Origin of the sequence: Draconibacterium sp. IB214405 (assembly GCF_033963885.1) — a bacterium.
GTDB lineage: Bacteria > Bacteroidota > Bacteroidia > Bacteroidales > Prolixibacteraceae > Draconibacterium.
This window is the reverse complement of the sequence record NZ_JAXBMA010000001.1, coordinates 1,500,610-1,527,187: the sequence shown is the minus strand read 5'-3', so window position 1 is coordinate 1,527,187 and position 26,578 is coordinate 1,500,610. Positions and strand designations below refer to the sequence as shown.

Sequence of the window (26,578 nt, the reverse complement as noted above, 5' to 3'; positions counted from 1 at the left end):
ATTGTTTTTATCGATTATCTGAATGTCTCATATCAACTAACCTGTCGTATTCTGATTTTGAACCAACAACAAGGTTTTTGTATTCTTTCAATCCGGTACCAGCAGGTATCAGGTGACCACAAATTACGTTCTCTTTCAATCCGTCAAGGTAATCGATCTTACCATTGATAGCGGCTTCGTTAAGAACTTTTGTAGTTTCCTGGAACGATGCGGCAGACAACCAGCTGCGTGTTTGTAACGCTGCTTTTGTAATACCCTGAAGAATCTGGCTTGAAGTTGCAGGAATTGCTTCACGTGCTTCTACCAATGCTTTATCTTTTCTTCTTAGTTGTGAATTCTCATCTCTTAAACGACGTGCAGAAATAATCTGACCAGCTTTTAAACCTTCAGCATCTCCCGGCTCAACAACAACTTTTTTGTTGTAGATCCAGTCGTTTTCCGACATGAATTCGTTTTTGTCAACCACTTGTTTTTCAAGGAAACGAGTATCACCCGGATCAACGATTTCCACTTTACGCATCATCTGACGGATGATAATCTCAAAGTGTTTATCGTTAATTTTTACCCCCTGCATACGGTACACATCCTGAACTTCGTTCAAAATGTACTCCTGAACTGCAGTAGGCCCTTTAATTGCAAGAATATCAGAAGGAGTTGTTGCTCCGTCAGATAAAGGTATACCTGCTCTGATGTAATCGTTCTCCTGTACAAGAATCTGTTTTGACAGCGGTACAAGATATTTCTTCACATCGCCGTTTTTAGCTGTAACGATGATCTCGCGGTTACCACGTTTGATCTTACCTAACGATACTTCACCGTCAACCTCAGAAACAACAGCAGGGTTAGATGGGTTACGTGCCTCGAATAACTCGGTAACACGTGGAAGACCCCCTGTGATATCGCCTGCTTTACCGGCAGCACGTGGGATTTTCACCAAAATTTTACCTGCTTTGACTTCTTCACCGTTATCAACAGAAATGTGACCTCCAACCGGTAAGTTGTATGAACGAATCATTTCACCTGCATCGTCCAGAATCTTTAAGGTTGGGTTTTTAGTCTTATCTTTTGTTTCGATAATTACACGCTCGCTGTAACCGGTTTGTTCATCTGATTCTTTACGGAAAGTAATACCTTCAATCAGGTTCTCAAACTCAACCTTACCGTTAAATTCGGTAATGATTACACCGTTAAATGGATCCCAATCACAAATCATTGCTCCTTTGCGGATTTCCTGACCGTTCTTCACGTACAGTTTACAACCGTATGGAAGTGGGTGCGTAGAAAGTGGGATATTGGTGTTTTTATCAATAATTTTCAATTCGGCCAAACGGCTTACAACTACCTCAACATCGTTTCCTTCGTCGTCTTTGTAAGATACTGAACGAAGTTCTTCAATCTCGCAGTATCCATCGTATTTCGATTCAACTGTTGATTGCGCTGAGATGTTACCCGCGATACCCCCTACGTGGAAGGTACGAAGTGTAAGCTGTGTACCAGGTTCACCAATCGACTGTGCTGCAATAACACCGGTAGCTTCACCTTTCTGAACTTTCTTGCCGGTTGCCAGGTTACGTCCGTAACACTTGGCACAAACACCAACTTTCGATTCACAGGTTAATACCGAACGAATTTCTACAGTTTCAATAGGTGAGTCTTCGATTACTTTGGCAATTTCCTCAGTAATTTCGTCTCCCGATTTGATGATCAATTCACCATTTAACGGGTGATAAATATCGTGAACTGTTGTACGACCAATAATTCTTTCGAATAATGATGCTACAACCTCTTCGTTATTTTTAACGTCAGAAGCTACCAAACCACGTAATGTTCCACAGTCGTCTTCCGAGATGATAACATCCTGGGCAACGTCTACCAAACGACGTGTTAAGTAACCCGCATCAGCTGTTTTAAGTGCGGTATCCGCCAAACCTTTACGAGCACCGTGAGTAGAGATAAAGTACTCAAGTACCGAAAGACCTTCTTTAAAGTTTGCAAGAATCGGGTTTTCAATAATCTGAGAACCTGTAGAACCAGATTTTTGTGGTTTTGCCATCAAACCCCTCATTCCGCACAACTGACGAATCTGCTCTTTCGAACCCCTCGCACCAGAGTCAAGCATCATATAAATTGAGTTGAATCCCTGACGGTCGGTACTAATGGTTTTCATAACCGAATTAGTAAGCTTGGCGTTCGCATGTGTCCAAATATCAATAACCTGGTTGTAACGTTCGTTATTGGTAATGAAACCCATGTTATAGTTGTTGATTACTTCTTCAACTTCAGCGTAACCGTTTCCTACAATGTCAGCTTTATCCTCAGGAATAATAACATCGCCAAGGTTGAACGACAAACCTCCGCGGTATGCCATAGTGTAACCAAGGTTTTTAATATCATCAAGGAACTTAACGGTAATTGCGTTACCGCTTGAGTTAAATACGTCGGTAATAATTGTACGCAACGATTTTTTAGTCAATAACTGGTTTACGTAACCGGCCTGACGTGGAACAAATTCGTTGAAAATTACACGTCCAACTGTAGTTTCGATGATGTGTTTGAAGTAATCTCCATTCTCATCAACGTCTTCTACTTTAACTTTAATTACTGCGTGAAGATCAATTGCTTTCTCTTCGTATGCAATTTGTACTTCTTCGGCCGAGTAGAATGTCATTCCTTCTCCACGACACCCCTGACGTGGTTTGGTCATGTAGTACAGACCAAGAACCATATCCTGCGATGGAACCTGAATAGGTGCACCGTTAGCAGGGTTCAACAGGTTGTGCGAAGCAAGCATTAACAACTGCGCTTCCAAAATTGCAGCATTACCTAATGGTAAGTGAACCGCCATCTGGTCACCATCGAAGTCGGCGTTAAAACCTGTACATACCAACGGGTGCAACTGAATTGCTTTACCTTCGATAAGAACCGGCTGGAATGCCTGAATCGACAGACGGTGCAGAGTAGGTGCCCTGTTCAACATTACAGGGTGTCCTTTTAGCACGTTTTCAAGAATTTCCCAAACTACAGGATCTTTTCTGTCAACGATTTTCTTTGCCGATTTTACAGTTTTTACAATACCTCTTTCAATCAACTTACGGATTACAAAAGGTTTGTAAAGCTCTGCTGCCATGTCTTTTGGGATACCGCATTCGTGAATCCTTAATTTTGGACCAACAACGATTACCGAACGTGCAGAATAGTCAACACGTTTACCCAAAAGGTTCTGACGGAAACGACCTTGCTTACCTTTCAAACTGTCAGACAGTGATTTCAGTGCACGGTTGTTTTCGGTTTTAACGGCATTAGATTTTCTTGAGTTATCGAATAACGAATCCACAGCTTCCTGTAGCATACGTTTCTCGTTTCTTAAAATTACCTCAGGAGCTTTAATCTCGATCAATCGTTTCAAACGGTTGTTACGGATAATTACTCTTCGGTACAGGTCATTCAAATCTGAAGTTGCGAAACGACCACCATCCAATGGCACTAACGGACGCAAATCAGGAGGAATTACAGGTACAACCCTTACGATCATCCATTCCGGACGGTTAAGGTTTTTACTTGCTCTGAATGCCTCAACAACCTGAAGACGTTTTAACGCCTCGTTTTTACGCTGCTGCGATGTTTCAGTGTTTGCTTTATGACGCAATGTGTACGACAATGAATCCAGCTCTAAACGGCTAAGGATATCAAACAATGCTTCGGCACCCATTTTGGCGATGAATTTGTTTGGATCGTCGTCGTCAAGGAATTGATTTTCTTTTGGAAGTGTATCCAGAATATCCAGGTACTCCTCTTCAGTTAAGAAATCTAATTCTTTAACACCATCCTGATGTTTTACACCCGGTTGGATTACAACATAGCGTTCGTAATAAATAATGGTATCCAGCTTTTTGGTTGGTAAACCAAGCAGGTAACCAATTTTGTTAGGCAACGATTTGAAATACCAAATGTGAGCTACCGGTACCACCAATGAAATGTGTCCCATACGCTCACGACGTACTTTCTTTTCGGTTACTTCAACACCACAACGGTCGCAAACGATACCTTTATAACGGATACGCTTGTATTTACCGCAGTGACATTCGTAGTCTTTTACCGGTCCGAAAATACGCTCACAAAACAAACCATCACGTTCAGGTTTATATGTTCTGTAGTTAATTGTTTCTGGCTTCAGTACTTCACCAAACGATCTTTCCAGAATCTCTTCAGGAGATGAAAGGCTTACTGAAACTTTTGCGAAACTAGTCTTTGCTTTATTATCTTTTTTGAATGCCATAATTCAAATTAACTATCAAATTAAAACTGCACCTAACTTATTCTACTCCATTCTCACGCTAAGACCAAGTCCGCGTAATTCGTGTAGCAGTACATTCAGCGATTCAGGAATTCCCGGTTGTGGCATTGGCTCACCTTTCACGATCGATTCGTAAGCTTTTGCACGTCCCATTACGTCATCCGACTTAACGGTAAGAATTTCCTGAAGGATATGAGAAGCACCAAATGCCTCCAATGCCCAAACTTCCATCTCACCAAAACGCTGACCACCAAACTGTGCTTTACCACCTAATGGCTGCTGCGTAATTAATGAGTAAGGTCCGATTGAACGAGCGTGCATTTTGTCTTCAACCATGTGGCCCAGTTTCAACATGTAAATAATACCTACAGTTGCAGGCTGGTCGAATGGTTCTCCGGTTTCACCGTTAATCAAGCGAGTTTCACCGTAACGAGGAATACCTGCTTTATCGGTGTATTCAGAAACTTCATCCAAACTAGCACCATCGAAAATAGGTGTAGCGAATTTCAAACCAAGCTCTTTACCGGCCCAACCAAGTACAGTTTCGTAAATCTGTCCAAGGTTCATACGCGATGGTACACCAAGTGGGTTCAATACGATATCAACCGGTGTTCCGTCTGCAAGGAATGGCATATCCTCGGCACGTACCACACGCGAAACAATACCTTTGTTACCGTGTCGACCTGCCATTTTATCACCAATTTGCAGTTTGCGTTTTTTAGCAATATAAATTTTAGCCAACTGGATAATACCTGCAGGAAGCTCATCACCGATTGTTACATTGTAACGCTCACGACGTGATACTGCCTCTGCTTCTTTCTGCTTCATAATGAAGTTGTTCACCAATCTAAAAATCAAATCGTTTTTAGCTTTATCGGTGGTCCATTTTGAAGGATCGATATTCAGGTAATCCAGTTCCTGTAATTGCTTCAGTGTAAACTTAACGCCTTTAGGAATAAACTCAGTTCCGTAATAGTCTTTAACTCCCTGCGAAGTTTTACCATTAACCAAAGTGAACAGTTTATCCTCCAGTTTAATACGAAGTGCTGCAATGTCTTTCTCCAGTTTTTCGTCGATTTGGTCGAGCAATGTTTTTGTTGCTTTACCTTTTTTATCTTTCGTTACACGAGAGAACAATTTCTTGTCGATTACAACACCTTTTAATGATGGAGATGCTTTTAAAGACGCATCTTTAACATCACCTGCTTTGTCACCAAAGATTGCACGTAAAAGTTTTTCTTCCGGTGATGGATCAGATTCTCCTTTAGGGGTAATTTTACCAATAAGGATGTCGCCAGGTTTAACGTTGGCTCCAACTCTGATCAATCCGTTTTCATCCAGGTTGCGGGTTGCTTCTTCACTTACGTTTGGAATATCAGAAGTAAACTCTTCAACTCCACGTTTTGTGTCGCGCACTTCCAGCGTATATTCATCAACGTGTACCGATGTGAAAACGTCTTCGCGAACAATACGCTCCGAGATCACAATCGCATCCTCGTAGTTGTATCCCTGCCAAGGCATGAATGCCACCTGCAAGTTACGTCCGAGTGCTAATTCTCCCTTATCAGTTGCATAACCTTCAGTTAGAATTTCGCCTTTTTCAACGCGTTGACCTTTTACTACAATCGGTTTTAAGTCAACTGTAGTTCCCTGGTTTGTTTTAGTATATTTCTGCAAATTATAAGTTACAACCTCAGGATCGAAGCTCACGAAGCGATCTTCTTCCGTCATATCGTAACGAACAATAATCTGTTTTGCATCAACAAATTCAATAACACCATCAGTTTCGGCACAAACCATTACTTCCGAATCTTTAGCCACACTGGCTTCCAATCCGGTACCAACAATCGGTGCTTCAGGACGAAGTAACGGTACTGCCTGGCGCATCATGTTCGATCCCATCAATGCACGGTTAGCATCATCGTGCTCAAGGAACGAAATTAACGAAGCTGCAACAGAAGCGATCTGGTTTGGACCAACGTCCATCAGTTCAACTTCTCCTGCATCAACCACAGGATAGTCACCATCCAAACGCGCTTTAACCTTATCGTTTACGAATTTTCCATCTTCAGCGATTGGCGCATTTGCCTGAGCAATAATCTTACCTTCTTCCTCTTCAGCAGTCAGGTAAACAGCACCTTCTTCTGAAAGGTCGACAATACCATTTTCTACTTTACGGTATGGTGTTGAAATAAATCCAAGGTCGTTAATCTTAGCGAATACACACAAAGAAGAGATCAAACCGATGTTCGGTCCCTCAGGTGTTTCAATCGGACATAAACGACCATAGTGAGTGAAGTGAACGTCACGAACCTCGAAACCTGCACGCTCGCGAGAAAGACCACCAGGACCTAAAGCCGACATACGACGTTTGTGCGTCATTTCAGCAAGTGGGTTGGTTTGATCCATAAACTGCGAAAGTGCGTTTGTTCCGAAGAATGAGTTGATAACTGAAGACAATGTTTTCGAGTTAATCAAATCAATCGGAGTAAACACCTCGTTATCACGAACGTTCATACGCTCGCGAATTGTACGTGCCATACGAGCCAAACCTACACCAAACTGGTTGTACATTTGTTCGCCAACCGTACGTACTCTACGGTTGCTTAAGTGGTCAATATCATCAACATCGGTTTTTGAGTTTACCAATTGAATCAGGTTCTTGATAATCTCAATGATGTCGACTTTTGTTAGGACACGGTTTTCCATGTCCACGTCGATTCCTAATTTTTTATTGATTCTGTAACGACCAACTTCTCCAAGGTCGTATCTCTTATCAGAGAAGAACAGTTTATCAATTACGTCGCGCGCAGTAGCTTCATCGGGCGGTTCTGCGTTACGCAACTGTCGGTAGATATGTAGAACAGCTTCTTTTTCCGAGTTACACGGGTCTTTCTGAAGCGTGTTGTAAATAATAGCAAAATCTTGCTGGTTTTGATCTTCTTTGTGTAACAGAATTGTTTTTACACCCGACTCAAGAATTTCTTCAATGTGGTCTTCTTCAATTTCTGTTTCACGATCAATGATTACTTCGTTACGTTCGATGGATACAACTTCACCGGTATCTTCATCAACGAAGTCTTCAACCCACGATTTTAATACACGGGCTGCTAATCGTCTACCAACTACTTTCTTTAAGCCTGACTTAGAAACTTTAATTTCGTCTGCCAGATCAAATATTTCCAGAACATCTTTATCGCTTTCGTAGCCGATTGCACGTAAAAGCGTTGTAACAGGTAATTTCTTTTTCCTGTCGATGTACGCGAACATCACACTGTTGATGTCGGTAGCAAATTCAATCCACGATCCTTTAAAAGGAATAATACGTGCTGAATATAGTTTTGTACCGTTGGCATGTAAACTTTGACCAAAGAATACACCCGGAGATCTGTGCAACTGAGAAACAATAACACGCTCGGCACCGTTGATGATGAAGGTACCTCTGTCGGTCATGTATGGCACAGTCCCTAAATATACGTCCTGAACCACGGTGTCAAAATCTTCGTGTTCCGGATCGGTACAATAGAGTTTTAATTTTGCTTTTAGCGGAACGCTAAAAGTTAAACCACGTTCTATACACTCATCTATTGAGTATCGAGGAGGATCCACCTGATAATCGATAAATTCCAACACGAAATTATTTCGAGTATCCGATATTGGAAAGTTTTCTTCAAAAACTCTGTATAAACCCTCCCCTTTTCTTTTGTCAGGTGTGGTTTTTAACTGAAAAAAATCTTTAAATGATTTAACTTGTACTTCTAAGAAGTCAGGGTAATCAAACCTGGTTTGTGTTGAGGAAAAATTAATCCTCTCTTTTTTTGCTTGTACTGACATGCATTTATACAGGTTAATTATATAAAATATAAATACACAAAAAGGTTTAGAACCCAACTTACGTAGGGTTCTAAACCATATTACCTAAAAAATAGGTAAGCTTGCTTATTTTACTTCAACTTCGGCTCCAGCTTCTTCTAACTGAGCTTTCAATGCTTCAGCTTCGTCTTTAGAAACTTTCTCTTTAAGAGCTTTTGGAGCTTCATCTACTACTGCTTTGGCTTCTTTCAGACCAAGACCAGTAAGTTCTTTAACGAGTTTTACAACTGCAAGTTTCGATGCACCTGCTGATTTTAAAATCACGTCAAATTCTGTTTGTTCAGCAGCAGCTTCTTCGCCACCGCCTGCAGCTGGTCCTGCAACTGCTACTGCAGCAGCAGCTGGCTCAATACCATATTCGTCTTTTAGAATACCAGCTAATTCGTTAACCTCTTTAACAGTCAAGTTCACTAACTCTTCTGCAAGCTGTTTTAAATCTGCCATTTTTATTTCTTTTTAAATATTATTTCAAAAAAATTATTCTTTTTCTTTCAGTGTATCAAGAACACCGTGAATGATATTACCACCAGACTGCAACTGTCCGAGAACTGTTTTCATTGGTGATTGTAACAGAGCAACAACATCAGCAATAAGCTCGTTTTTAGATTTAACGGCTATCAGTGTTTCCAATTGGTCGGCTCCCATATAAACTGATTCTTCAACAAAAGCTGCTTTTAAAACAGGCTTTGCGTGTTCTTTAGCGAACTGTTTGATCAGTTTTGCAGGTGCATTACCGTTGGAACAAAACATTACTGTAGTGTTTCCCTTTAGTGCATCGAAAATCTCTTCGGCCTCTTTAGCAGAGTTCTCAAGAGCTTTTCGTAATAGAGTATTCTTAACAACAACCAGTTTTACATCTTGGCTAAAACATAGTCTCCTTAAATCACTGGTATCTTCAGCGTTTAAGCCTGCAATGTCGGTCAGATAAAAATGGTCGTATGAATCAATCTGTTCTTGTAACTGATTAATAATAATTTGTTTTTCTGAACTCTTCATAATTCCAATTTTTATTCTGCAAACGACTTAGCTTCTACTTGAATACCAGGGCTCATGGTACTAGATAAGTAAATACTCTTAATGTAGGTTCCTTTTGCAGCAACTGGTTTAAGTTTATTAATCATGTTAATAAACTCAACGGCATTGTCTTTGATTTTATCAGCTGAGAAAGAAACTTTCCCAATTGAAGTGTGAACAATACCAAATTTATCCACTTTAAAGTCGATTTTACCTTGCTTAACTTCGGCGATAGCTTTACCAACTTCCATGGTTACGGTTCCACTTTTTGGGTTAGGCATTAAACCACGAGGGCCTAAAATACGTCCTAACTGTCCAACTTTTCCCATAACCGGAGGCATAGTGATGATAACATCAATATCGGTCCAGCCACCTTTTATTTTCTCAACGTACTCGTCAAGACCTACATAATCTGCTCCGGCATCTTTAGCTTCCTGCTCTTTGTCAGGAGTAACCATTGCCAAAACACGTACTTCTTTACCTGTTCCATGGGGTAACGAAACTACGCCCCTAACCATCTGGTTAGCTTTTCTAGGATCAACTCCAAGTCTCACGTCAATATCAACTGAAGCATCAAATTTGGAGAAAGTAATTTCTTTAACCAATTGAGCTGCCTCGTCAATAGAGTACACTTTGCCTTTTTCGAGTTTTTCCAAAGACGCTTTTTGATTTTTCGTAATTCTGCCCATCGTAAAAGATATTTTTAGTTATTGAATGGTGAATCACCTTTAACTCTGATTCCCATACTTCTGGCAGTTCCAGCTACCATTTTCATTGCTGATTCTACTGTAAAGCAGTTCAGGTCGGCCATTTTGCCTTCGGCAATTGACTTTACCTGATCCCAGGTTACCGCGCCCACCTTTTTAACGTGTGGTTCGGGCGACCCGCTTTTCAGTTTCGCAGCTTCTAGTAATTGAACAGCCACAGGAGGTTGTTTGATTATGAAGTCAAAAGACTTGTCTGCATAAACAGTAATAATAACAGGAAGTACTTTTCCTGCCTGGTCTTGTGTACGACCATTAAACTGCTTACAGAACTGCATAATGTTTACCCCTTTGGCACCCAATGCTGGTCCCACCGGTGGTGACGGATTAGCGGCACCACCCTTGATCTGTAATTTAATTAATCCAGCAACTTCTTTCGCCATAACAATAAATTAAAGCGTTACTATTCCTTTTCGACTTGCATAAAGCTAAGTTCCAAAGGAGTTTTACGTCCAAAAATCTTCACCATCACCTGCAGCTTCTTCTTCTCCTCATTGATTTCCTCAATGGTTCCGTTAAAGCCGTTGAATGGTCCGTCGATTACTTTTACAGTTTCTCCTACCACATAAGGGATATTGATTTCTTCGTCGGTTTCTGCTAATTCATCAACCCGACCCAAAATCCTGTTTACCTCGCTTTGCCGCATTGGTACCGGATCTCCACCTTTGGTGTCGCCTAAAAATCCGATTACGTTTGGAAAATTCCTTAGTGTGTGCGCAACTTCACCCACTAACGCAGCCTCGATTAAAACATATCCTGGAAAAAAGTTTCGCTCCTTACTGATTTTTTTACCATTTCGGATTTGATACACTTTTTCCGTTGGAATAAGAACCTGATCTACATACCCTTTCAGGTCTCCTACCGCGATTTCGTTTTCGATATATTCTTTAACCTTCTTCTCTTTGCCACCTATAGCACGCAGAACATACCACTTTTTACTATTTTCGCTCATAAAGCCTTAAGGGTTTTTGATTAATAAAATAATCCATAAATAAAATCCATTATGTTTCTGAAAGACAGATCCATAACGAAAATAACTAATGATATTATAAAGGAAGCAATCATTACTACCAAGGCGCTGCTTTGCAGCTCTTTCCAAGTTGGCCACGTAACTTTATGTACTAGTTCGTCATAGGCCTCTTGTAAATATATTTTTAGTTTCATACGAATGTAACTTATTTTGTTCGGAAGGTAAGAATCGAACTTACTGTTTTATAACCACTCCCATTAATGAGATTCAACCGAAAAGAGTCCCGAACCGAAGTTCGGGACTTTTATTCTTTATATGTGAACTATTGAATTAGTCAATAATTTCAGTTACCTGACCAGCACCTACGGTACGACCACCTTCGCGGATTGCGAAACGAAGACCGATGTTCAATGCTACTGGGTAGATCAATTCAACCTCGATTGATACGTTATCACCAGGCATTACCATTTCGCGACCTTCTTCCAGGTGAATCTCACCAGTTACGTCTAATGTACGTAAGTAGAACTGAGGACGGTATTTGTTATGGAATGGAGTGTGACGTCCACCTTCTTCTTTTTTCAATACGTAAACCTCAGCTTTGAATTTTGTGTGAGGAGTGATTGAACCTGGCTTAGCCAAAATCTGACCACGCTTGATTTCTTTTTTGTCAACACCACGTAATAACAAACCTACGTTATCACCAGCCTGACCATCATCCAAAATCTTACGGAACATCTCAACACCAGTACATACTGTCTTACGACCTTCAGCACCTAACCCAATCAACTGAAGTTCGTCACCTGTGTGAACAACACCAGTTTCGATACGACCAGTTGCAACAGTACCACGACCAGTGATCGAGAATACGTCTTCAACAGGCATTAGGAATGGTTTGTCGATATCACGTGGAGGAAGTGGAATCCAAGAATCACAAGCTGCCATCAATTCAACAACTTTTTCTTCCCACTCTGGCTCACCGTTCAATGCACCAAGTGCAGAACCCATGATTACAGGAGTATCGTCACCTTCGAATTCGTAGAAGTCTAACAACTCACGAATTTCCATTTCAACAAGTTCTAACAACTCTTCGTCGTCAACCATGTCTACTTTGTTCATGAAAACTACCAATTTAGGTACGTTTACCTGACGTGCAAGTAGGATGTGCTCACGAGTCTGAGGCATAGGACCATCAGTAGCAGCAACAACGATAATAGCACCGTCCATCTGGGCAGCACCAGTTACCATGTTCTTAACGTAGTCGGCGTGTCCAGGACAGTCAACGTGCGCATAGTGACGAGTTTCTGTCTGATACTCTACGTGTGCAGTATTAATAGTAATACCCCTTTCTTTTTCTTCAGGAGCGTTATCAATTTGGTCAAATGCTTTTACTTCTGACCAACCTTTTTTAGCTAATACTGTAGTAATAGCTGCTGTCAGGGTTGTTTTACCGTGGTCAACGTGGCCAATAGTACCAATGTTTACATGGTCCTTATCCCTGTTAAAATGTTCTTTAGCCATAATTGCAAAATTTTAATTTATTTATCTTTTAAATCATCTGAGCCGAAGACGAGAATTGAACTCGTGACCTCATCCTTACCAAGGATGCGCTCTACCCCTGAGCTACTCCGGCCTTATACACACAAAGAGACGGGAATTCAGAATAATTGCTTATTCAAAATTCCAATCTCTGTTCTGAGCGGGAAACGGGACTCAAACCCGCGACCCTTAGCTTGGAAGGCTAATGCTCTATCAACTGAGCTATTCCCGCTTATAGTCTACTGGCAAAAAATGCCGTGCGAAATTACAACTTTTTTCGAAACAACCGAATATTTTTTGCTACTCGAGTGCTTTTTTTTCAATTTTTCTCATTTTTCTTTTCGCAAAGCTAAATCTGAAAAATCATTTCAAAAGCTTCAATTATCTGCAAAGCACTACATTTTCAGCTGTCTTCAGAACGCCCCTAAAAAGGGTGTGCAAATGTAAAAATATTATTTTAAAAAACTAAAAATAAAGCTTTAATTTTTAAATATTATTTACTCTTCAGTTTTTCCTTGTATTTAACTAGCTGTTTCTTAATAGCATCAATGACTAAATCTGTCGCTTCTTCAAATGTATCAGCCTGCTTTTTGGCGAACAAATAGTCTTGTGAAGGAATGGAAACTTTTAACTCAGAAACTTTATTATTTGCAGCTTCGGGCTTGGCAACCTTTAAAGTTACCTCTGCCTTTAATATACCATCAAAAAAAGTATCCAGTTTGCTTACTTTTTTATTTACGAATTCCACCAACTTCTGGTCGGCGTTAAAATGCACTGAATTAATTTTTACTTCCATAATCAATCGTTTTTACCACCACGAGGGTGGGCTTGTTTATAACTCTGTTGCAGTTTCTCAAAAGTAGTATGTGTATACACCTGAGTAGCTGCTAAATTTGCATGCCCCAACAATTCTTTTACTGCGTTCAAATCGGCACCATTATTCAACAAATGCGTTGCGTAAGTATGCCTTAACACGTGTGGGCTTTTCTTTTCAAGAGAAGTCACTTTTGCAAGATTACTCTTCACCACCCGATAAACGAGTTTCGAGTAAACCTGCTCTCCTTTCTCCGTTACAAATAAAAACCCACTTTTGTTTACGATTTCACGATCTCTGTTGGTTACGTACTCTTCGAGTAATTTATTAATTTCTCTCGGATAAGGAACAATTCTTTCTTTATTTCTTTTACCCAATACCCGAATCAGGTATTCAGTTGTATTGAAATCCTGGTCTTTCATATTTACAAGTTCTGCCAATCGTACTCCTGTTCCGTAGAACAATGAAACGATTAGCTTATCCCTGCTCCCCCGAAATCCATTTTCAAAAAGATCATCATCTAACAAATGATGTAGATTGTTCTCTTCAACAAAGTTTGGCAACTTCTTCCTGATTTTTGGAAGCGGCACATTGATAGCAGGATTCGTTTCAACAATTTTTTCGCGCAACAAATAATTATAAAAAGACTTAACCGCGGTTACTTTTCTACTAACCGAGCGAGGACTCATGTCGTGCTCCATCAAATCGACTACCCACGAGCGCATCAATTTCAGGTCAACCTTATTAACATGAAAATCCCCGACCATTTTTGTGCAAAATTCCACAAATCGATCGAGGTCTTTTTTATAAGCCGTCACCGTATGAGGAGAGTATCTCTTCTCATACTTCAAAAAATTGATAAACGATTCCTGATAACTCATTGGCCATCTAAACTAATAATCCAGGAATCACTAAATAAAAATTTAGTCTTCCTGTTGCTGCAAACCTTGTACGTAAGCTGCTTTTTTCAATTCTTCCCTTCTTCTTACAGAAGGTTTGGTGAACTTTTGACGGTCGCGTAATTCTTTGATTACACCAGTCTTTTCGAATTTTCTTTTGAACCTTTTTAAGGCTCTTTCAATATTTTCGCCTTCTTTTACCGGAATAATAATCATATCTATCGGTTTTACATTTTTTAAAATTGAGGCGCAAATTTAGAAATAATTCATAGTATATCAAATTTAAAGCAAAAAAATAATATTTCCTATCCCTAAAATTTAGTTTTTGCTTTTTTAACGACAGCTTACATATGGCCTTATTTTTTCAATAAACTCACTGTCAATTGCTTTTAAATCGGTTAATTCCGCTATATTTTTAATCGGTCCGTTTTTATCCTTTTCGTTAAGTATTGCATTCACGATGGATTTATCAAAATATGGATGCCGAATCATTTCTGCGAAATCGGCGTAATTAATTCGGATCTGCCGGAGCGTTGTTGTATCGGCATACACAAATGGCTCAACAGCCAAAAACAATTCGTTAGAAAAACCATAAACCTCTTTTAATTGACTCGTATTGTAATATCCTCCCAATAAATCCCGGTATTTAATGATTCGTTGAGCATATACCTCCCCAATACCGTTAATTTGCATAAGATCTGTTGTTTCGGCACGGTTAATATCAATATATATTTCTCTTTTTGTTTTTACAGGTTCATCAACAAATTCGGATTCAATTCGGATAAAGCTTCTTATTTTGCCAAAGGCGACAGAATCAATACCGTAAATTTTTAACAGATCTTCGGGCTTGCTATAGCTTCCTCCGCTTTCGCGATAGGCAATTATATTATTTGCCTGAAAATCGTTGAGGCCATAATCTTTCATCACTTCGTTGCTTGCTGTGTTCGGGTCGAAACTTCCTTCCAGGATTTTTACAGGAGCGGTTTTAACGCTCTTTTTCTCTTCCGTGAAGCGTTGCTCCGGAATTTCTATAAACGGCTCTATACTGTTGTATAATGAGTCGGTCATTCCATACAACTTCTGTACATCGTTTTTCGATTTAAAGCTACCACCAGCCTCGCGGTATTTTAAAAGATTACGTTTTATTTGTCCGGGAAGTGCAAAAGAATCTAGCCGACTTTCAGTAACGGTATTTGGATTGATAGTAAAAAGAGAAAGTTGTTCATCAAGCTCAACCTGCTGTTTTTCGTTATTCCACTCTAATAAAATTTCTTCGAATTCTTCCTGCGTTAATAATGGTGTTGGTTCCATTCGATCCAGCACAATTTTAAAAGCTATTGATATTACGATTAAAACCGAAAGAATGATTATTCCAACCCGGTCGCCCCGTGAGTAAGACAAAAATCCATTTCGTATTTTAAGCCAGGCTTTTCTCATTGCGTGCGGGCCAGGAATATTGATTGTAAGCCTTACTAAATTACAATATTAGTATTTAGTTAGCAAGACATTTCCTGCAAGCCACCACAATTACCTTAACACCGACTCAATGCATAAACAAAATACAGGTACTACTTACTCCATATTTTCTCTGCCAGATACACTTAAAGAACCTAGAATTTCAACAGCCCGAAATTATTCAACATTACAATGGCAATCGCAATCGGCGCAACAAACTTAACCAGGAACATAAATATCGATAGAATTGCTCCTGAAAGTGTTCCGCCCTGTGCCACTTCGGCCTGAACTTTTTTGCGTCCGTAATGCCAGCCAATAAACAAAGCAATAAACATACCTCCAATTGGCAAGAATAAGTTCGCCGAAATCCAGTCCATCAAATCGAAAATATTTAATCCGAAGAATGTATATGGTGATAATACACCCATCGACAGGGAGCATAATACACCCAAAATTGAAATAAGAACCGTGGCCAAAATAGTAGAAGCCTTGCGGCCCATATTGAATTCCTCTTTAAAGTATGCAACAACAACCTCAAGAATTGAAATTGACGATGTTAATGCAGCAACAGATAAGAGCACGAAAAACATGATTGAAAAGATAAATCCTCCAGGCATTTGATGAAACACATTGGGGAGCGTAACGAAAATCAGACCGGGTCCCTGGCTTGGCTCAATACCAAAAGCAAAAACAGCAGGAAAAATTGCAATTCCGGCCATAAGCGCAATTACTGTATCGGCAACGGTTACATTTATTACTGTACTTACCAGGTTATTATCCTTTTTAATATATGATCCATAAGTAATAAGTGTACCCATTCCCAAACTAAGTGTAAAGAATGCATGTCCCAGTGCACTCAAAACACCATCGGCCGTAAGTTTCGAAAAATCAGGCTTAAATAAAAAGTTCAAGCCGGCTTTTGCACCTTCAAGCGAAACTGATTTAGCACACAAAAACACAAGAATTACAACCAACAAAGGCATTAAAATTTTAGTGTATTTCTCAATTCCTTTCTGAATACCGATAATAACAATTGCGGCACTCAAAACCATAAAAAACAATTGGAATATAACCGGTTTAATGGGTGATTCAATAAGAGTAGTAAATAGCATTCCTATCTCATCAGGACTTTTAGCTGAGAATCCATTCTTCAGCGAAAGGATGATATATTCTAAACTCCAACCTGCTACTACACCATAAAATGATAAAATCAGGAAAGCTGCGCCTACTCCTAAAATACCAATGAATCTCCAAGGTGTTCCGGGCGCAAGAACTTTAAAAGCACCAAAAGCATTTTTTCTTGAGCTTCTACCTATAATCAACTCCGATAACATAACGGGTAAACCAATTGCAACAATAAAAGCAAGGTAAACGAACAAGAATGCTGCTCCCCCATATACACCTGCTATATATGGAAATTTCCATATATTTCCTAACCCTACTGCCGATCCGGCAGCTGCTGCAATAACACCAAATTTTGAACTAAATGAATCACGGTTCCCCGAAGGAAGATTTGACATAGAAACTAATATTTAATAATTTTTTTGAGCCTTTAACTTACAACCTCAAACGGATTGAGCCCCAAAAATGCAAAAAAATAATTCAACACAAACAATCCGATAAAAAAAAGGGGAAAGATTAAACTTTGGTAAAAATTTAAAAAGGATAACCAATGGCAAAGGAGAAGGTAAAATCATCGCCCGTTAATCCGCGATTACCAATGATCCATCTTTCGCCTTTGGCAGCAGCAGGATCGTGAAGTTTCATCCCAACATCAGTTCGAAGAATAAAATAGGATAAGTCGAAACGAAATCCGGTACCTGTTCCGACAGCAAACTGCTTGTAAAATTTATTGAGTTTAAACTGGGCTCCTTCACGGTTATCATTATTATTAATGGCCCAGATGTTACCTGCATCAAGAAATAAAGCCCCTTCCAGAGATCCTAACAAACGAAACCGATATTCAAGATTTGCTTCCAGTTTTATGTCTGACGATTGGTTAGGATAGGCATTTTCTTCCTCCGGTTTGTAAGTTCCCGGCCCCAACGATCGCACCTGCCAGGCACGAATACCGTTTGCACCACCGGCAAAATATTGCTTTTCGTAAGGTAAAACGCGTGAGTTTCCGTAAGGTAATCCAACGCCGGCAAATGCTCTTCCAACCACCGAGTTATATCGGTCGATTTGAATGGCACGCCGGAATTCAATATCGGCCTTTACATATTGTGCGAAACGTATGTTAAAGAAGCGGTAATACTCCAGTGTTTCGTTTGTAATTGTATCCTGCTCAACCAATTTATCCCTGTTAAAAATTTCGGACAATGAATACAACAGATTTCCGGATGATTCAACATTTAAACGTGCATAGGTATAGTTCTTACTCGATGTAAGCCGCTGATTATTGAAGATTATTGAATAATTCATCGCAAAAATCAGGTGATCGGTAAAACTACTTTTGATGTAAAGGTCCTGAATCGAATTAATAAACGTGGAATCAAATTCGTATAAACGGACAACGTTGACATCGAGAAAATTCCAGATATGCTGAAAATCCTGCGAGGTTTTCCAGTCGTAACCAACTTTAAAGTTGGTAATATTACGTGTATACTCAGGACGGCGCTGGTAGTTAAATCCGGCGGTAAAAACTGTTTTTGGTAAATATTTCCCAAAACTCCGGATATACTTCCCGGGTCCGAGAAGTTTTGGAATCATCAGATTTCCTTCTACTCCAAATTCGCGCGTGTTAAAAGCCTCTGTTCCCCCATCTGTAGTTGTTCTGTGCATTCTTTCGGTTGCACCTTTTAAGCGCAACTGAAAAACCTCTGCCCCTTTAAACATATTCCGGTGCTGATAATAAATGTTTCCGGCAACACCGAGGTTACCCGAAGTATTTGTTCCTTCAATATCAAAAGAGGTGGATTGTTTATTAAGTGGGGCCAAACGAATATTGCAGTCCAACAAGTTTGAATCCTGTTCCGGATAGGTTTCATTAAATTGAATGTCGACAAATCGAAATTGTCGCAGGCGGTTGAGAGCATTAAAAGTACTTTCAACTTCGTTTACTTTGTACAAGTCGCCGCTTTTCATTTGGTTGGTTCGGTTAAACAAACCCGGAGGATAAGAAACCTGCCGGTTATTGTACAGCACCGAATTACCCCAACTAATGGTATCCGAGAAATTAAATGAGTTCTGACGGTTAGCCGTAACGGGTGTGTTTCCGGGCATAACCGAATAGTAAAACTTATTTATGTAATAGGGTTTCAGCAACCGGAAACTATCAATCTGGCTGGCTTGTGCTTCTCCAATAAAAAGATCGAGGTTAACCTGCTTTTCGTACAAAGTTGTATCGGCCAGGTAGCGCACCTGGTTTTTCGAAAAATAGTAATAACCGTTGTTCTGGTATAAATTTACAATTCGTTGCTGTTGTTTCTCCAATTCATAAATGTCGAAAGCTGTTCCCGGCCGCATTCTGAATTTTGTAGAGTCGTTAAAAAATATGGCTTGCAACTCGGGTGTTTCAAAATGATAATCAACACGTTTTATCTTGTACTGATCGCCGGACTCAACCAAAAATTTTAATACCGCCTTTTGCTTTTTTTCATTAAAAACTATTTCCTGATCGATTTTTGCCTGATAATACCCGCGCTGATCCATGTATTGTTCCAGCTGTTCAACCGATCGGTCGGCCAGTACCTTATCATAAATTTGTGGTGCTTCTCCAATACGTTTTAACCAATCGTCGGTTTTCTTTTTCGACGACATATTGTACAGCAACAAATAAAACTTAATGAAACCGAGTATTTTATAATTTTCCTTTTGGCGCAAAACAGCTTTCGCCTCTTCCTTGCTTACATTCTGATTGTCAATTTCCAGCTCAACTTTTTGCAACAAATACTCCTGTTCTGAAACAAAACGGGTTTGGGAACACGATGCCAGCAGCATGGCTGATAATACAGCTATCCACTTAAACCTGACTATACTTTTTTTATAATTCGTATTTCCCAATTCCTGCAACTTTTATCCAACAAAAATAACCAAGAGTTTTTTTAGAAACAGTAACTTTACCCTAAATATTATATTAATTGGTTTAAAATAAATGATTGGTAAAAGTACAATAAAACTTATTAATTCGCTGGCCCTAAAAAAATACCGTTCAAAAGAGAAATTGTTTCTTATTGAAGGTGATAAAATGGTGAAAGAAGCATTGGATTCCGACCTGAATATTGAACACCTTATCGTAACCAGTCAGTTTCTGGCCAGATATGACATTGAGCAAACCAATGCTGTCAGACATACAGAAGTTGACGAGCGGGAATTAAAAAAGATGAGCCTGCTGCAGCATCCTCAAAACAGTTTGGCTATTTGCGAGCTACCTGAAAAACCGGAATTCCCTGCCACTCTGCCAGACGGGTTGTCTGTTTATCTCGATGGAATTCAGGATCCCGGAAACATGGGAACAATTGTAAGAATCTGCGACTGGTATGGCATTAAACATATTTTCTGTTCACCCGATTCGGTCGATCTGTACAATCCCAAGGTTATTCAGGCAAGTATGGGATCGTTTAATCGTGTTACACTTTTTGAATGCGAATTCCCTGAGCTTTTTGCCCTGGCACAAAAATCGAATACACCATGCTTTGGAGCTTTTATGAACGGCGAAAACATTTACCAGCAGCAATTGCCCCAACAGGCAGTTTTGGTTATGGGAAACGAAGGAAATGGCATTCGCGAATCAGTGGAAAAATTAATTACCAACAAACTTAGTATTCCAAATTTTTCTGAAAATAATGTAAAAGCTGAATCACTAAATGTTTCGGTAGCCACTGCAATAATTTGCTCTGAATTTAAACGCAGCTATTCAAAGTGAAATGAAAGGGTAAATATTTTCGATCGCAGATTTTTAATCGATTGTGCGTAATACAAACGTTGTGTTGGCGCAGGCAGATCACCCAATTGATCATTCAAGCCAAAACTAAACTTGGCCTCTACTGAAAATCTGAAAAATGCGAAATAATGATCCCAGCCACCTCCTACTTCAGCATAAAGACCACCACTCTTAAGTTTGATTAAGTCTTCCTGTGCAGTTCGCGAAATATCGTGACGGTAAGCACCTCCAAAAATCACGTAAGGCCGGTCGTTGTTGATCCTGCGTGCCTTGTATTTTATCAACACGGGAAAATCGAGGAAGGTAGAACGAATCGTATAATACGGCAATCCCTCGTTACCCGAAGAGTACACATTTATATCGTGAATTGGCACATTAAAAGTTAACTGGCGCTCACCAAATGACAATCCCGGCAAGAACCGGAGATTTAAATCTTTTGAAAGACGCATGCTGGTAATAATACCAACTGTAAAACCGGGAACTAAAGACGCTACATCCGACCGGACTCTGCTATCCCAAACAACACGATCGAGTGGATAAGGTACAAATTCAGGATTTTCGCCAATAGGATTATAATTTACCACATTAAAATCGAGGGTGTTCATTCCGATGGTAAACCCAAAATGAAAAAGCTTATCATCAAAGGTTGTCAGGTAATTGATCTTTTGTTTTTGAGCAAATACAATACCCCCTGCAATTAGCAATATTATTGTGATAAAAACTTTCTTCACTTTGTTAATTTGTTGCTTTTATGAAAAACAAAAAAACGATTGATTTATTGTTTGTTCAGTTCTAATTGTTGGGTTTATGTGCCTTGTAAATGGTAGCTATTCCGAAAGTCTGTCGATAACATTCGTTTCGAACAAATCCCACATCGGCTAAAATAGTCAAAAATCTTTCACCATCGGGAAATTCGTTAACCGATTCGGGCAAATAGGTATATGCCCGGCTATCTTTCGAGATCATTCTTCCAACAAAAGGTAAAATGCGCGTAAAATAGAACATATAAATTTGCTTGAACGGGAACTTTTCCGGCTTGGAAAATTCGAGCACAAAAAAAGCTCCTCCGGGTTTTATCACGCGCAAAATTTCTGCTAAACCTTTTTCAAGATGCTCAAAATTACGGACACCAAATCCTACAATAGCAGCATCAAACGAATCCGCTTCAAAAGGCAGTTCTTCAGAATCAGCTTTTTTAAACTGTATTTGATTATCCAGCTTTTTTGCTGCCACTTTTTGTCTTCCTACATTCAACATTCCTTCCGAAATGTCGATGCCGGTAACTTTTACATCGCCTAATTTAAGGGCAGCAATAGCAAAGTCGCCTGTGCCAGTTGCAATATCGAGAACTTTTTCAGGCTGATAAGGTTTCAGTTTTTTAATGGTCTTCTTACGCCATATCTTATCGATATTAAACGATAAAACATGATTCAGAAAATCATAGCGAGGAGAAATATTGTCGAACATTTCCTCTACCTGGCCTCTCTTGGATTGTTTTGATTGTTTGTAAGGAAGGGCTGCCATTAAGAACCTACAGTCATTTTATCGATGTAACCTAACGACATATCGTCAATTCTAATCTCTCCTTTTGTAACATGCCCAAGTGTAAAGAATGGAACGTTCATTTCCGACATGGCATCAACAAATTCATCCTCTTTATCAGGATTTACACCAACCATCAATCGTCCCATCGATTCACCAAACAAAAAGGCATCGTTCCTGATTTCGGCATCAGTAGTTACATCGAAACCAAGTTCGTTTGGTATTGCCGCACGTAATAAAGTAAAAAACAGTCCGCCCTTTCCTACAGGACTTGCACTTTCAATAAGTTTGTCTTCTATAAGTTTTTTAATTGCTTTTTGTACGGCAATTTCATCTTCAATGTTAAATGCCGGAAGTGCTGATTCTGAAATTCCATGGAAAAATTCGAGGTATTCAGAAGAATTAATATCGTTAAGCGACCGTCCGATCAGGAAAATATGGTTCCCTTTATTTTTAAAGCTATGCGTAATTAAGTTCTCGCCGTTAGGCACACGCGCCATCATACTAATGATAATTGTTGGTGGCACAGGTCCGTGTTGCGAAAAATGATCGAATCGTATTTTACGGTCCGAAATTTTTAGTCCAAACTTACTTGCTGCATTTTCCAGCCCTTTTTTAGCTCCCGATGCAATAAACTGTCCATTTGGATCGGCAAAGTCGATGTGGTACAAAAATGCACTAACAGCAAATGGTTTTACGCCAAAACACAACATTTTTCTGACAGCTCTCGAAATCAGAATTTCAGTTGCCTTTTGAGGATCGCTCTCGAGATGATGATGAAAGGCATGCGTGCTCATGGCCATGCGCGTACCGTTATCATCCAGTTCAAAAATACCGGTTTCATCTGTTTCACTATCACCAATCGATTCAGGAGAAATTCCCTGCTCGCTAAAATCGTTAAAATAGTTAATGGTAGAAAGGTTTGGATTAACCATTAATGAAAACACTATTTCCTCAATGTTTTCAGGTTCCGATATCATATCAATCGAGAACTCCTTTTCAGTTTGAACAGCATCACTCATACAGCATTTCTTTTCTTGTTAACCTCAAGCAAAGGTAATTAAGTAGCCGATTCTACCATAAATTTTACACTATTTTTTATCCGGTGCATCTGTTTCGATTTTTAGAGGTTTGAATATTTGATATTTATGTTTGAACAACCGAAAAAGGAAATTTTAGAACGCCTTGTAACAAAACGCGCAAATTGGTACTACTATATGTGTAGTTTAACTTAATGATTTTGAAAACCAAAATAATAGTTTCACCGATTTAATTAACTTTGCAATTCAATTCAAAAACAATGTCAGAAGCTATTATAATTACTCCGGTTAAAGATTCGTTATCAACAACTAAACGAACTGTTGAGTCTGTGATGAAGGCCGACGGAGATTTCTCGTATTTTATATTTAATGACTTTAGCCAGCCCGAAACAAAAACCTATTTGGATGAAGCTTCAGCTCAACTTGGCTTTAACGTAATCCACCTTGAGGATATCACAGACACTCCATCGCCAAACTATAAGATCGTGCTCCAGCGCGCCCAGGAAATGGCTTTAAAGGAAGGTATTCCGCTTATTATTATTGAATCGGACGTTGTAATATCGAAAGACACAGTCCAAAATCTTCTGGCCGTTATGAATTCGGAAAAAAATCCGGGTTTAGTCGGTGCTATTACAACCGATGAAAAAGGAGATTATAACTTCCCGTACAATTTTGAAAAGATCAAAAACGACGAGATTGTCGACACTTCGCATAGTTTAAGTTTTTGCTGTACATTACTTACTGTACCTTTTCTTAAACAGTTTGATTTTAATGATCTGGCACAAAACAAAGACTGGTTTGATGTTTTTATCAGCCGGCAGTCGAAGAAAATTGGATTTAGCAACTACCTGGCAAAAGGTATTCGTGTAATGCATCTTCCTCACTCCAGTCGCCCTTGGAAAAATCTAAAATATACCAACCCTGTTTTATATTATTTGAAAAAGATATTTCTAAAACGCGACAGGATATAAATGCAGAAGCACCTACTAAATAAACGAAATAAAATTATCGGGCACGTCCTTTTCTGGATGGCCAGTATCGTTTTTTTGTGTTTCATCTTTTTTATCTACAGCCGGAGTATCGACATCCGAACAATTGCAAAATCGATCACCATTAATGCAGGTTTTGCAGTTGGCGTATATTTTAACCTTTATATCCTCATTCCCCGGTTTCTTATTCGCAAACAGTACATCTATTATATATTTTGGCTGGTTGTTCTTATTTCTGTTAGCAGTCTGTTTATCCAGTTTATAATTATTTACCTGCTTCGAGCGATTCTGGATGTTTCCGAAGAATTACACTCCATCAGTTCAGAAACACATTCGGCCTTTTTCTTCGCAACACTATTCTATGTTAGTATAACTACTTTTTTGAAGCTTTTTAAAGACTGGCTTTCGCTTCAGGATATAAATTACCAGTTGGCCAAAACTGAAAAACAAAAACTGGAGGCTGAACTAAAATCGTTAAAAGGGCAACTAAATCCGCATTTTCTTTTTAACTCGCTTAATAATATTTACTCGTTATCATTAATGCAGTCTGAAAAGGTTCCCGATCTTATTTTGCGTCTGTCTGATTTAATGCGGCATATTATCTACGAATCGAGGGATAATTTTATCAGTTTAAACAAAGAGATTGAGTTTGTAGATAATTTTATTGCACTGCAAAAAATACGAACTGCCGATGATACTGTAATTGAGTATAAAAAACCTGAATTTATTCCAACCGCTAAAATCGCGCCTTTGCTTTTCGAGCCCTTTATTGATAATGCATTTAAACATGGATTGCCGGGTACTGAGAACGATTTTATTAAAATTAGCTTCGAGATTAATAATGACATTCTAATTTTTCGCTTGGAAAACAATTATTCTGACGCAGAGAACCACGATAAGAAAAATTCAGGTATTGGTATTTACAACGTTAAACAGCGTTTAAAGCACCTTTACGGCAAGGATGACTATCAACTACTCATTTCACGAGAAAATGCGTTATATTCTGTTCAATTAAAACTTAAACTAAAATACAATGACAATTAAGGCTCTAATTATCGATGATGAACCCCTTGCTCAAAACGTTATTAAACAGTATGCATTAAAAATTCCGTCGCTCGAGATTATCGGAGCATGCAACGATGCAATTTGTGCGCAACAATTCCTGCACGAAAACGAGGTCGATCTCCTATTCCTCGATATTAATATGCCTAAATTGTCAGGCATTTCTTTTTTGAAGAACTTAAAAAAGGATCCACTTGTAATTTTTACCACAGCATACTCAGAATACGCACTTGAAGGATACGAGCTAAATGCCATCGATTATCTAAAAAAACCGTTTTCTTTTGAACGTTTTTTTAAAGCTTACACCAGAGCCGAGGAGTTGCATTTACTAAAAACAAATGCAAAGAATGTACCCGCTGACGCCGATAAAAATGAGTTCTTGTTTATTAAAGCCAATAAAAAGTCGGTTAAAATAAAGTTTAGCGATATACTATATATTGAAGGATTGGGTGATTATATAAAAATACATTTGACCGATGAAAAACTGGTAACAAATCTTTCAATGAAAAAGATATTCTCCCTGCTTCCGCAAGACATGTTCTATCGAACACATAAATCATTTATTATCTCGGTGGACAAGATAGATTCTCTCGAAGGAAATATGGTATGTATTTCGGGCGAAAAACTTCCTATTGGGAACAGTTACCGGCAAGAATTTTTTGAATATGTAAGCAGGTTTTCTGCTGATTAATCAATCAAAAAACCTTGTTCTTTTAACGTCGCCAACATCTTTGCCGAGAAGAACTCGTTATCAGCCTTTTTGTATCGTATATCGGTAAATACCTGCGCTAATGTTTCCTTATTATTCTCCAAAACAAATTGTTTCGACGATTCCAGGTTTTCTTTGAATTCGTATAGTCCTTTTATTCTATTTTCATCGTAATCAGAATATAGTTCATCGTGTATAATCCCTTCTAATGGAATCCGGTCTGTGAGTTCCGGAACTTCTTCAGGATAACCAATTGCTACTGTCGTTACAGGAAAAGTAAGTTTAGGTAGCCCCAATAGATCGATATGCTCTTTCGCATTATAGGCAGTAGTTCCCAGATAACAAATACCAAGTCCGTTATTTTCGGCAGCAATGCATACGTTTTGGGCAACAAGTACCGTATCGATTAAAGCGTTAGTAAAGGATAACAAGTTGTTATAGCCAGGTTCAGCGTGATCATATTCACACCATTTTGAAAAACGATTAAAATCTGCAACAAAAGTTAGAAGAACTGGAGCCGCTTTGGCCACAGGTTGGTTAAAATGCAATGGCAGCAACTTTGCCTTTCTTTCTATATCCTTTGTTACAATTACACTGTATAACTGCATATTTCCTGTTGTAGATGCCCGGGTTCCAGAGTAAATAATACTCTTTAATAACTCGTCATCTACAGACTTTGATAAAAATTTTCTTACAGTAACATGCTTATTCAGTAGCTCCATCGTGATTACT

At 39.1% G+C, this 26,578-nt stretch carries 23 protein-coding genes and 2 tRNA genes; 4 read left to right on the top strand and 21 right to left on the bottom strand.

Annotated elements, in window-relative coordinates; translation table 11 throughout:
- Positions 1–7: 7 nt before the first annotated feature.
- From rpoC to tamL, 17 genes are all read right to left on the bottom strand, one after another.
- Positions 8–4,276, bottom strand: coding sequence for a DNA-directed RNA polymerase subunit beta' (gene rpoC, locus SLH46_RS05990; protein WP_320280249.1), 4,269 nt, complete (start codon positions 4,274–4,276; stop codon positions 8–10).
- Positions 4,277–4,318: 42 nt separating this feature from the next.
- Entirely contained in the window at positions 4,319–8,128 is a 3,810-nt protein-coding gene (gene rpoB / locus SLH46_RS05985; RefSeq protein ID WP_320280248.1) for a DNA-directed RNA polymerase subunit beta, read from the bottom strand.
- Positions 8,129–8,233: 105 nt separating this feature from the next.
- Entirely contained in the window at positions 8,234–8,611 is a 378-nt protein-coding gene (gene rplL, locus SLH46_RS05980) for a 50S ribosomal protein L7/L12 (protein WP_320280247.1), read from the bottom strand.
- Between the two features lie 33 nt (positions 8,612–8,644).
- The gene (gene rplJ / locus SLH46_RS05975) at positions 8,645–9,163 is read right to left on the bottom strand and encodes a 50S ribosomal protein L10 (RefSeq protein ID WP_320280246.1); all 519 of its coding nucleotides are present in this window, start codon (positions 9,161–9,163) and stop codon (positions 8,645–8,647) included.
- A gap of 11 nt (positions 9,164–9,174) precedes the next feature.
- The gene (gene rplA / locus SLH46_RS05970) at positions 9,175–9,870 is read right to left on the bottom strand and encodes a 50S ribosomal protein L1 (protein WP_320280245.1); all 696 of its coding nucleotides are present in this window, start codon (positions 9,868–9,870) and stop codon (positions 9,175–9,177) included.
- Between the two features lie 14 nt (positions 9,871–9,884).
- A complete protein-coding gene (gene rplK / locus SLH46_RS05965; RefSeq protein WP_320280244.1) occupies positions 9,885–10,328 on the bottom strand; it encodes a 50S ribosomal protein L11 in 444 nt (147 codons plus the stop codon).
- 20 nt (positions 10,329–10,348) lie between these two features.
- Entirely contained in the window at positions 10,349–10,897 is a 549-nt protein-coding gene (gene nusG, locus SLH46_RS05960; protein WP_320280243.1) for a transcription termination/antitermination protein NusG, read from the bottom strand.
- A gap of 20 nt (positions 10,898–10,917) precedes the next feature.
- On the bottom strand, positions 10,918–11,109 hold the full coding sequence (gene secE / locus SLH46_RS05955) for a preprotein translocase subunit SecE (protein ID WP_320280242.1): 192 nt from the start codon (positions 11,107–11,109) through the stop codon (positions 10,918–10,920).
- 136 nt (positions 11,110–11,245) lie between these two features.
- Positions 11,246–12,433, bottom strand: coding sequence for an elongation factor Tu (gene tuf / locus SLH46_RS05950; RefSeq protein ID WP_320280241.1), 1,188 nt, complete (start codon positions 12,431–12,433; stop codon positions 11,246–11,248).
- Between the two features lie 40 nt (positions 12,434–12,473).
- Positions 12,474–12,545: transfer RNA gene (locus tag SLH46_RS05945), tRNA-Thr, on the bottom strand.
- A gap of 65 nt (positions 12,546–12,610) precedes the next feature.
- A tRNA-Gly gene (locus tag SLH46_RS05940) sits at positions 12,611–12,683 on the bottom strand.
- Between the two features lie 261 nt (positions 12,684–12,944).
- Positions 12,945–13,247, bottom strand: a complete 303-nt coding sequence (gene hpf / locus SLH46_RS05935) for a ribosome hibernation-promoting factor, HPF/YfiA family (RefSeq protein WP_320280240.1) — start codon at positions 13,245–13,247, stop codon at positions 12,945–12,947.
- A gap of 2 nt (positions 13,248–13,249) precedes the next feature.
- Entirely contained in the window at positions 13,250–14,146 is an 897-nt protein-coding gene (locus tag SLH46_RS05930; protein WP_320280239.1) for a tyrosine-type recombinase/integrase, read from the bottom strand.
- Positions 14,147–14,188: 42 nt separating this feature from the next.
- Entirely contained in the window at positions 14,189–14,380 is a 192-nt protein-coding gene (gene rpsU, locus SLH46_RS05925; RefSeq protein ID WP_038556031.1) for a 30S ribosomal protein S21, read from the bottom strand.
- A gap of 117 nt (positions 14,381–14,497) precedes the next feature.
- Positions 14,498–15,475 carry a helix-hairpin-helix domain-containing protein gene (locus SLH46_RS05920; protein WP_320280238.1) on the bottom strand — a complete coding sequence of 326 codons (978 nt, stop codon included), beginning with the start codon at positions 15,473–15,475 and terminating at the stop codon, positions 14,498–14,500.
- Positions 15,476–15,774: 299 nt separating this feature from the next.
- Positions 15,775–17,139 (bottom strand): sodium-dependent transporter, encoded by a 1,365-nt coding sequence (locus SLH46_RS05915; protein ID WP_320280237.1) that lies wholly within the window; start codon positions 17,137–17,139, stop codon positions 15,775–15,777.
- Positions 17,140–17,275: 136 nt separating this feature from the next.
- Entirely contained in the window at positions 17,276–19,624 is a 2,349-nt protein-coding gene (gene tamL, locus SLH46_RS05910) for a translocation and assembly module lipoprotein TamL (protein ID WP_320280236.1), read from the bottom strand.
- 91 nt (positions 19,625–19,715) lie between these two features.
- Between tamL and SLH46_RS05905 the strand changes: the two genes are divergently transcribed.
- Positions 19,716–20,486, top strand: coding sequence for an RNA methyltransferase (locus SLH46_RS05905; RefSeq protein WP_320280235.1), 771 nt, complete (start codon positions 19,716–19,718; stop codon positions 20,484–20,486).
- On the opposite strand, the gene porT is transcribed toward SLH46_RS05905, so the two are convergent.
- The 3 genes from porT to SLH46_RS05890 all read right to left on the bottom strand — a co-directional run bounded on the left by porT (position 20,474) and on the right by SLH46_RS05890 (position 23,068).
- The gene (gene porT / locus SLH46_RS05900) at positions 20,474–21,235 is read right to left on the bottom strand and encodes a type IX secretion/gliding motility protein PorT/SprT (RefSeq protein WP_320280234.1); all 762 of its coding nucleotides are present in this window, start codon (positions 21,233–21,235) and stop codon (positions 20,474–20,476) included. The genes SLH46_RS05905 and porT overlap by 13 nt on opposite strands.
- A gap of 61 nt (positions 21,236–21,296) precedes the next feature.
- Positions 21,297–22,028, bottom strand: a complete 732-nt coding sequence (ubiE, locus tag SLH46_RS05895) for a bifunctional demethylmenaquinone methyltransferase/2-methoxy-6-polyprenyl-1,4-benzoquinol methylase UbiE (RefSeq protein ID WP_320280233.1) — start codon at positions 22,026–22,028, stop codon at positions 21,297–21,299.
- Positions 22,028–23,068 (bottom strand): AIR synthase-related protein, encoded by a 1,041-nt coding sequence (locus tag SLH46_RS05890; protein WP_320280232.1) that lies wholly within the window; start codon positions 23,066–23,068, stop codon positions 22,028–22,030. The genes ubiE and SLH46_RS05890 overlap by 1 nt, the downstream gene beginning before the upstream one ends.
- A gap of 278 nt (positions 23,069–23,346) precedes the next feature.
- On the opposite strand from SLH46_RS05890, the gene SLH46_RS05885 reads away from it, so the two are divergent.
- The 3 genes from SLH46_RS05885 to SLH46_RS05875 are packed head-to-tail and all read left to right on the top strand — an operon-like array spanning position 23,347 to position 25,828.
- Positions 23,347–24,057 carry a glycosyltransferase gene (locus SLH46_RS05885; RefSeq protein ID WP_320280231.1) on the top strand — a complete coding sequence of 237 codons (711 nt, stop codon included), beginning with the start codon at positions 23,347–23,349 and terminating at the stop codon, positions 24,055–24,057.
- Positions 24,058–25,119, top strand: coding sequence for a sensor histidine kinase (locus SLH46_RS05880; RefSeq protein WP_320280230.1), 1,062 nt, complete (start codon positions 24,058–24,060; stop codon positions 25,117–25,119).
- Complete coding sequence (locus SLH46_RS05875; protein WP_320280229.1) at positions 25,109–25,828, top strand: LytR/AlgR family response regulator transcription factor; 720 nt, start codon at positions 25,109–25,111, stop codon at positions 25,826–25,828. The genes SLH46_RS05880 and SLH46_RS05875 overlap by 11 nt, the downstream gene beginning before the upstream one ends.
- Here SLH46_RS05875 and SLH46_RS05870 read toward each other — a convergent pair.
- On the bottom strand, positions 25,825–26,568 hold the full coding sequence (locus tag SLH46_RS05870) for a nitroreductase family protein (RefSeq protein ID WP_320280228.1): 744 nt from the start codon (positions 26,566–26,568) through the stop codon (positions 25,825–25,827). The genes SLH46_RS05875 and SLH46_RS05870 overlap by 4 nt on opposite strands.
- Between the last annotated feature and the right edge of the window lie 10 nt (positions 26,569–26,578).

Bases quoted from the DNA above. Each gene is read 5' to 3' on its own strand.
- rpoC (WP_320280249.1), bottom strand. From the start codon at position 4,276: ATGGCATTCAAAAAAGATAATAAAGCAAAGACTAGTTTCGCAAAAGTT.
- rpoB (WP_320280248.1), bottom strand. From the start codon at position 8,128: ATGTCAGTACAAGCAAAAAAAGAGAGGATTAATTTTTCCTCAACACAA.
- rplL (WP_320280247.1), bottom strand. From the start codon at position 8,611: ATGGCAGATTTAAAACAGCTTGCAGAAGAGTTAGTGAACTTGACTGTT.
- rplJ (WP_320280246.1), bottom strand. From the start codon at position 9,163: ATGAAGAGTTCAGAAAAACAAATTATTATTAATCAGTTACAAGAACAG.
- rplA (WP_320280245.1), bottom strand. From the start codon at position 9,870: ATGGGCAGAATTACGAAAAATCAAAAAGCGTCTTTGGAAAAACTCGAA.
- rplK (WP_320280244.1), bottom strand. From the start codon at position 10,328: ATGGCGAAAGAAGTTGCTGGATTAATTAAATTACAGATCAAGGGTGGT.
- nusG (WP_320280243.1), bottom strand. From the start codon at position 10,897: ATGAGCGAAAATAGTAAAAAGTGGTATGTTCTGCGTGCTATAGGTGGC.
- secE (WP_320280242.1), bottom strand. From the start codon at position 11,109: ATGAAACTAAAAATATATTTACAAGAGGCCTATGACGAACTAGTACAT.
- tuf (WP_320280241.1), bottom strand. From the start codon at position 12,433: ATGGCTAAAGAACATTTTAACAGGGATAAGGACCATGTAAACATTGGT.
- hpf (WP_320280240.1), bottom strand. From the start codon at position 13,247: ATGGAAGTAAAAATTAATTCAGTGCATTTTAACGCCGACCAGAAGTTG.
- SLH46_RS05930 (WP_320280239.1), bottom strand. From the start codon at position 14,146: ATGAGTTATCAGGAATCGTTTATCAATTTTTTGAAGTATGAGAAGAGA.
- rpsU (WP_038556031.1), bottom strand. From the start codon at position 14,380: ATGATTATTATTCCGGTAAAAGAAGGCGAAAATATTGAAAGAGCCTTA.
- SLH46_RS05920 (WP_320280238.1), bottom strand. From the start codon at position 15,475: ATGGAACCAACACCATTATTAACGCAGGAAGAATTCGAAGAAATTTTA.
- SLH46_RS05915 (WP_320280237.1), bottom strand. From the start codon at position 17,139: ATGTCAAATCTTCCTTCGGGGAACCGTGATTCATTTAGTTCAAAATTT.
- SLH46_RS05905 (WP_320280235.1), top strand. From the start codon at position 19,716: ATGATTGGTAAAAGTACAATAAAACTTATTAATTCGCTGGCCCTAAAA.
- ubiE (WP_320280233.1), bottom strand. From the start codon at position 22,028: ATGGCAGCCCTTCCTTACAAACAATCAAAACAATCCAAGAGAGGCCAG.
- SLH46_RS05890 (WP_320280232.1), bottom strand. From the start codon at position 23,068: ATGAGTGATGCTGTTCAAACTGAAAAGGAGTTCTCGATTGATATGATA.
- SLH46_RS05885 (WP_320280231.1), top strand. From the start codon at position 23,347: ATGTCAGAAGCTATTATAATTACTCCGGTTAAAGATTCGTTATCAACA.
- SLH46_RS05880 (WP_320280230.1), top strand. From the start codon at position 24,058: ATGCAGAAGCACCTACTAAATAAACGAAATAAAATTATCGGGCACGTC.
- SLH46_RS05875 (WP_320280229.1), top strand. From the start codon at position 25,109: ATGACAATTAAGGCTCTAATTATCGATGATGAACCCCTTGCTCAAAAC.
- SLH46_RS05870 (WP_320280228.1), bottom strand. From the start codon at position 26,568: ATGGAGCTACTGAATAAGCATGTTACTGTAAGAAAATTTTTATCAAAG.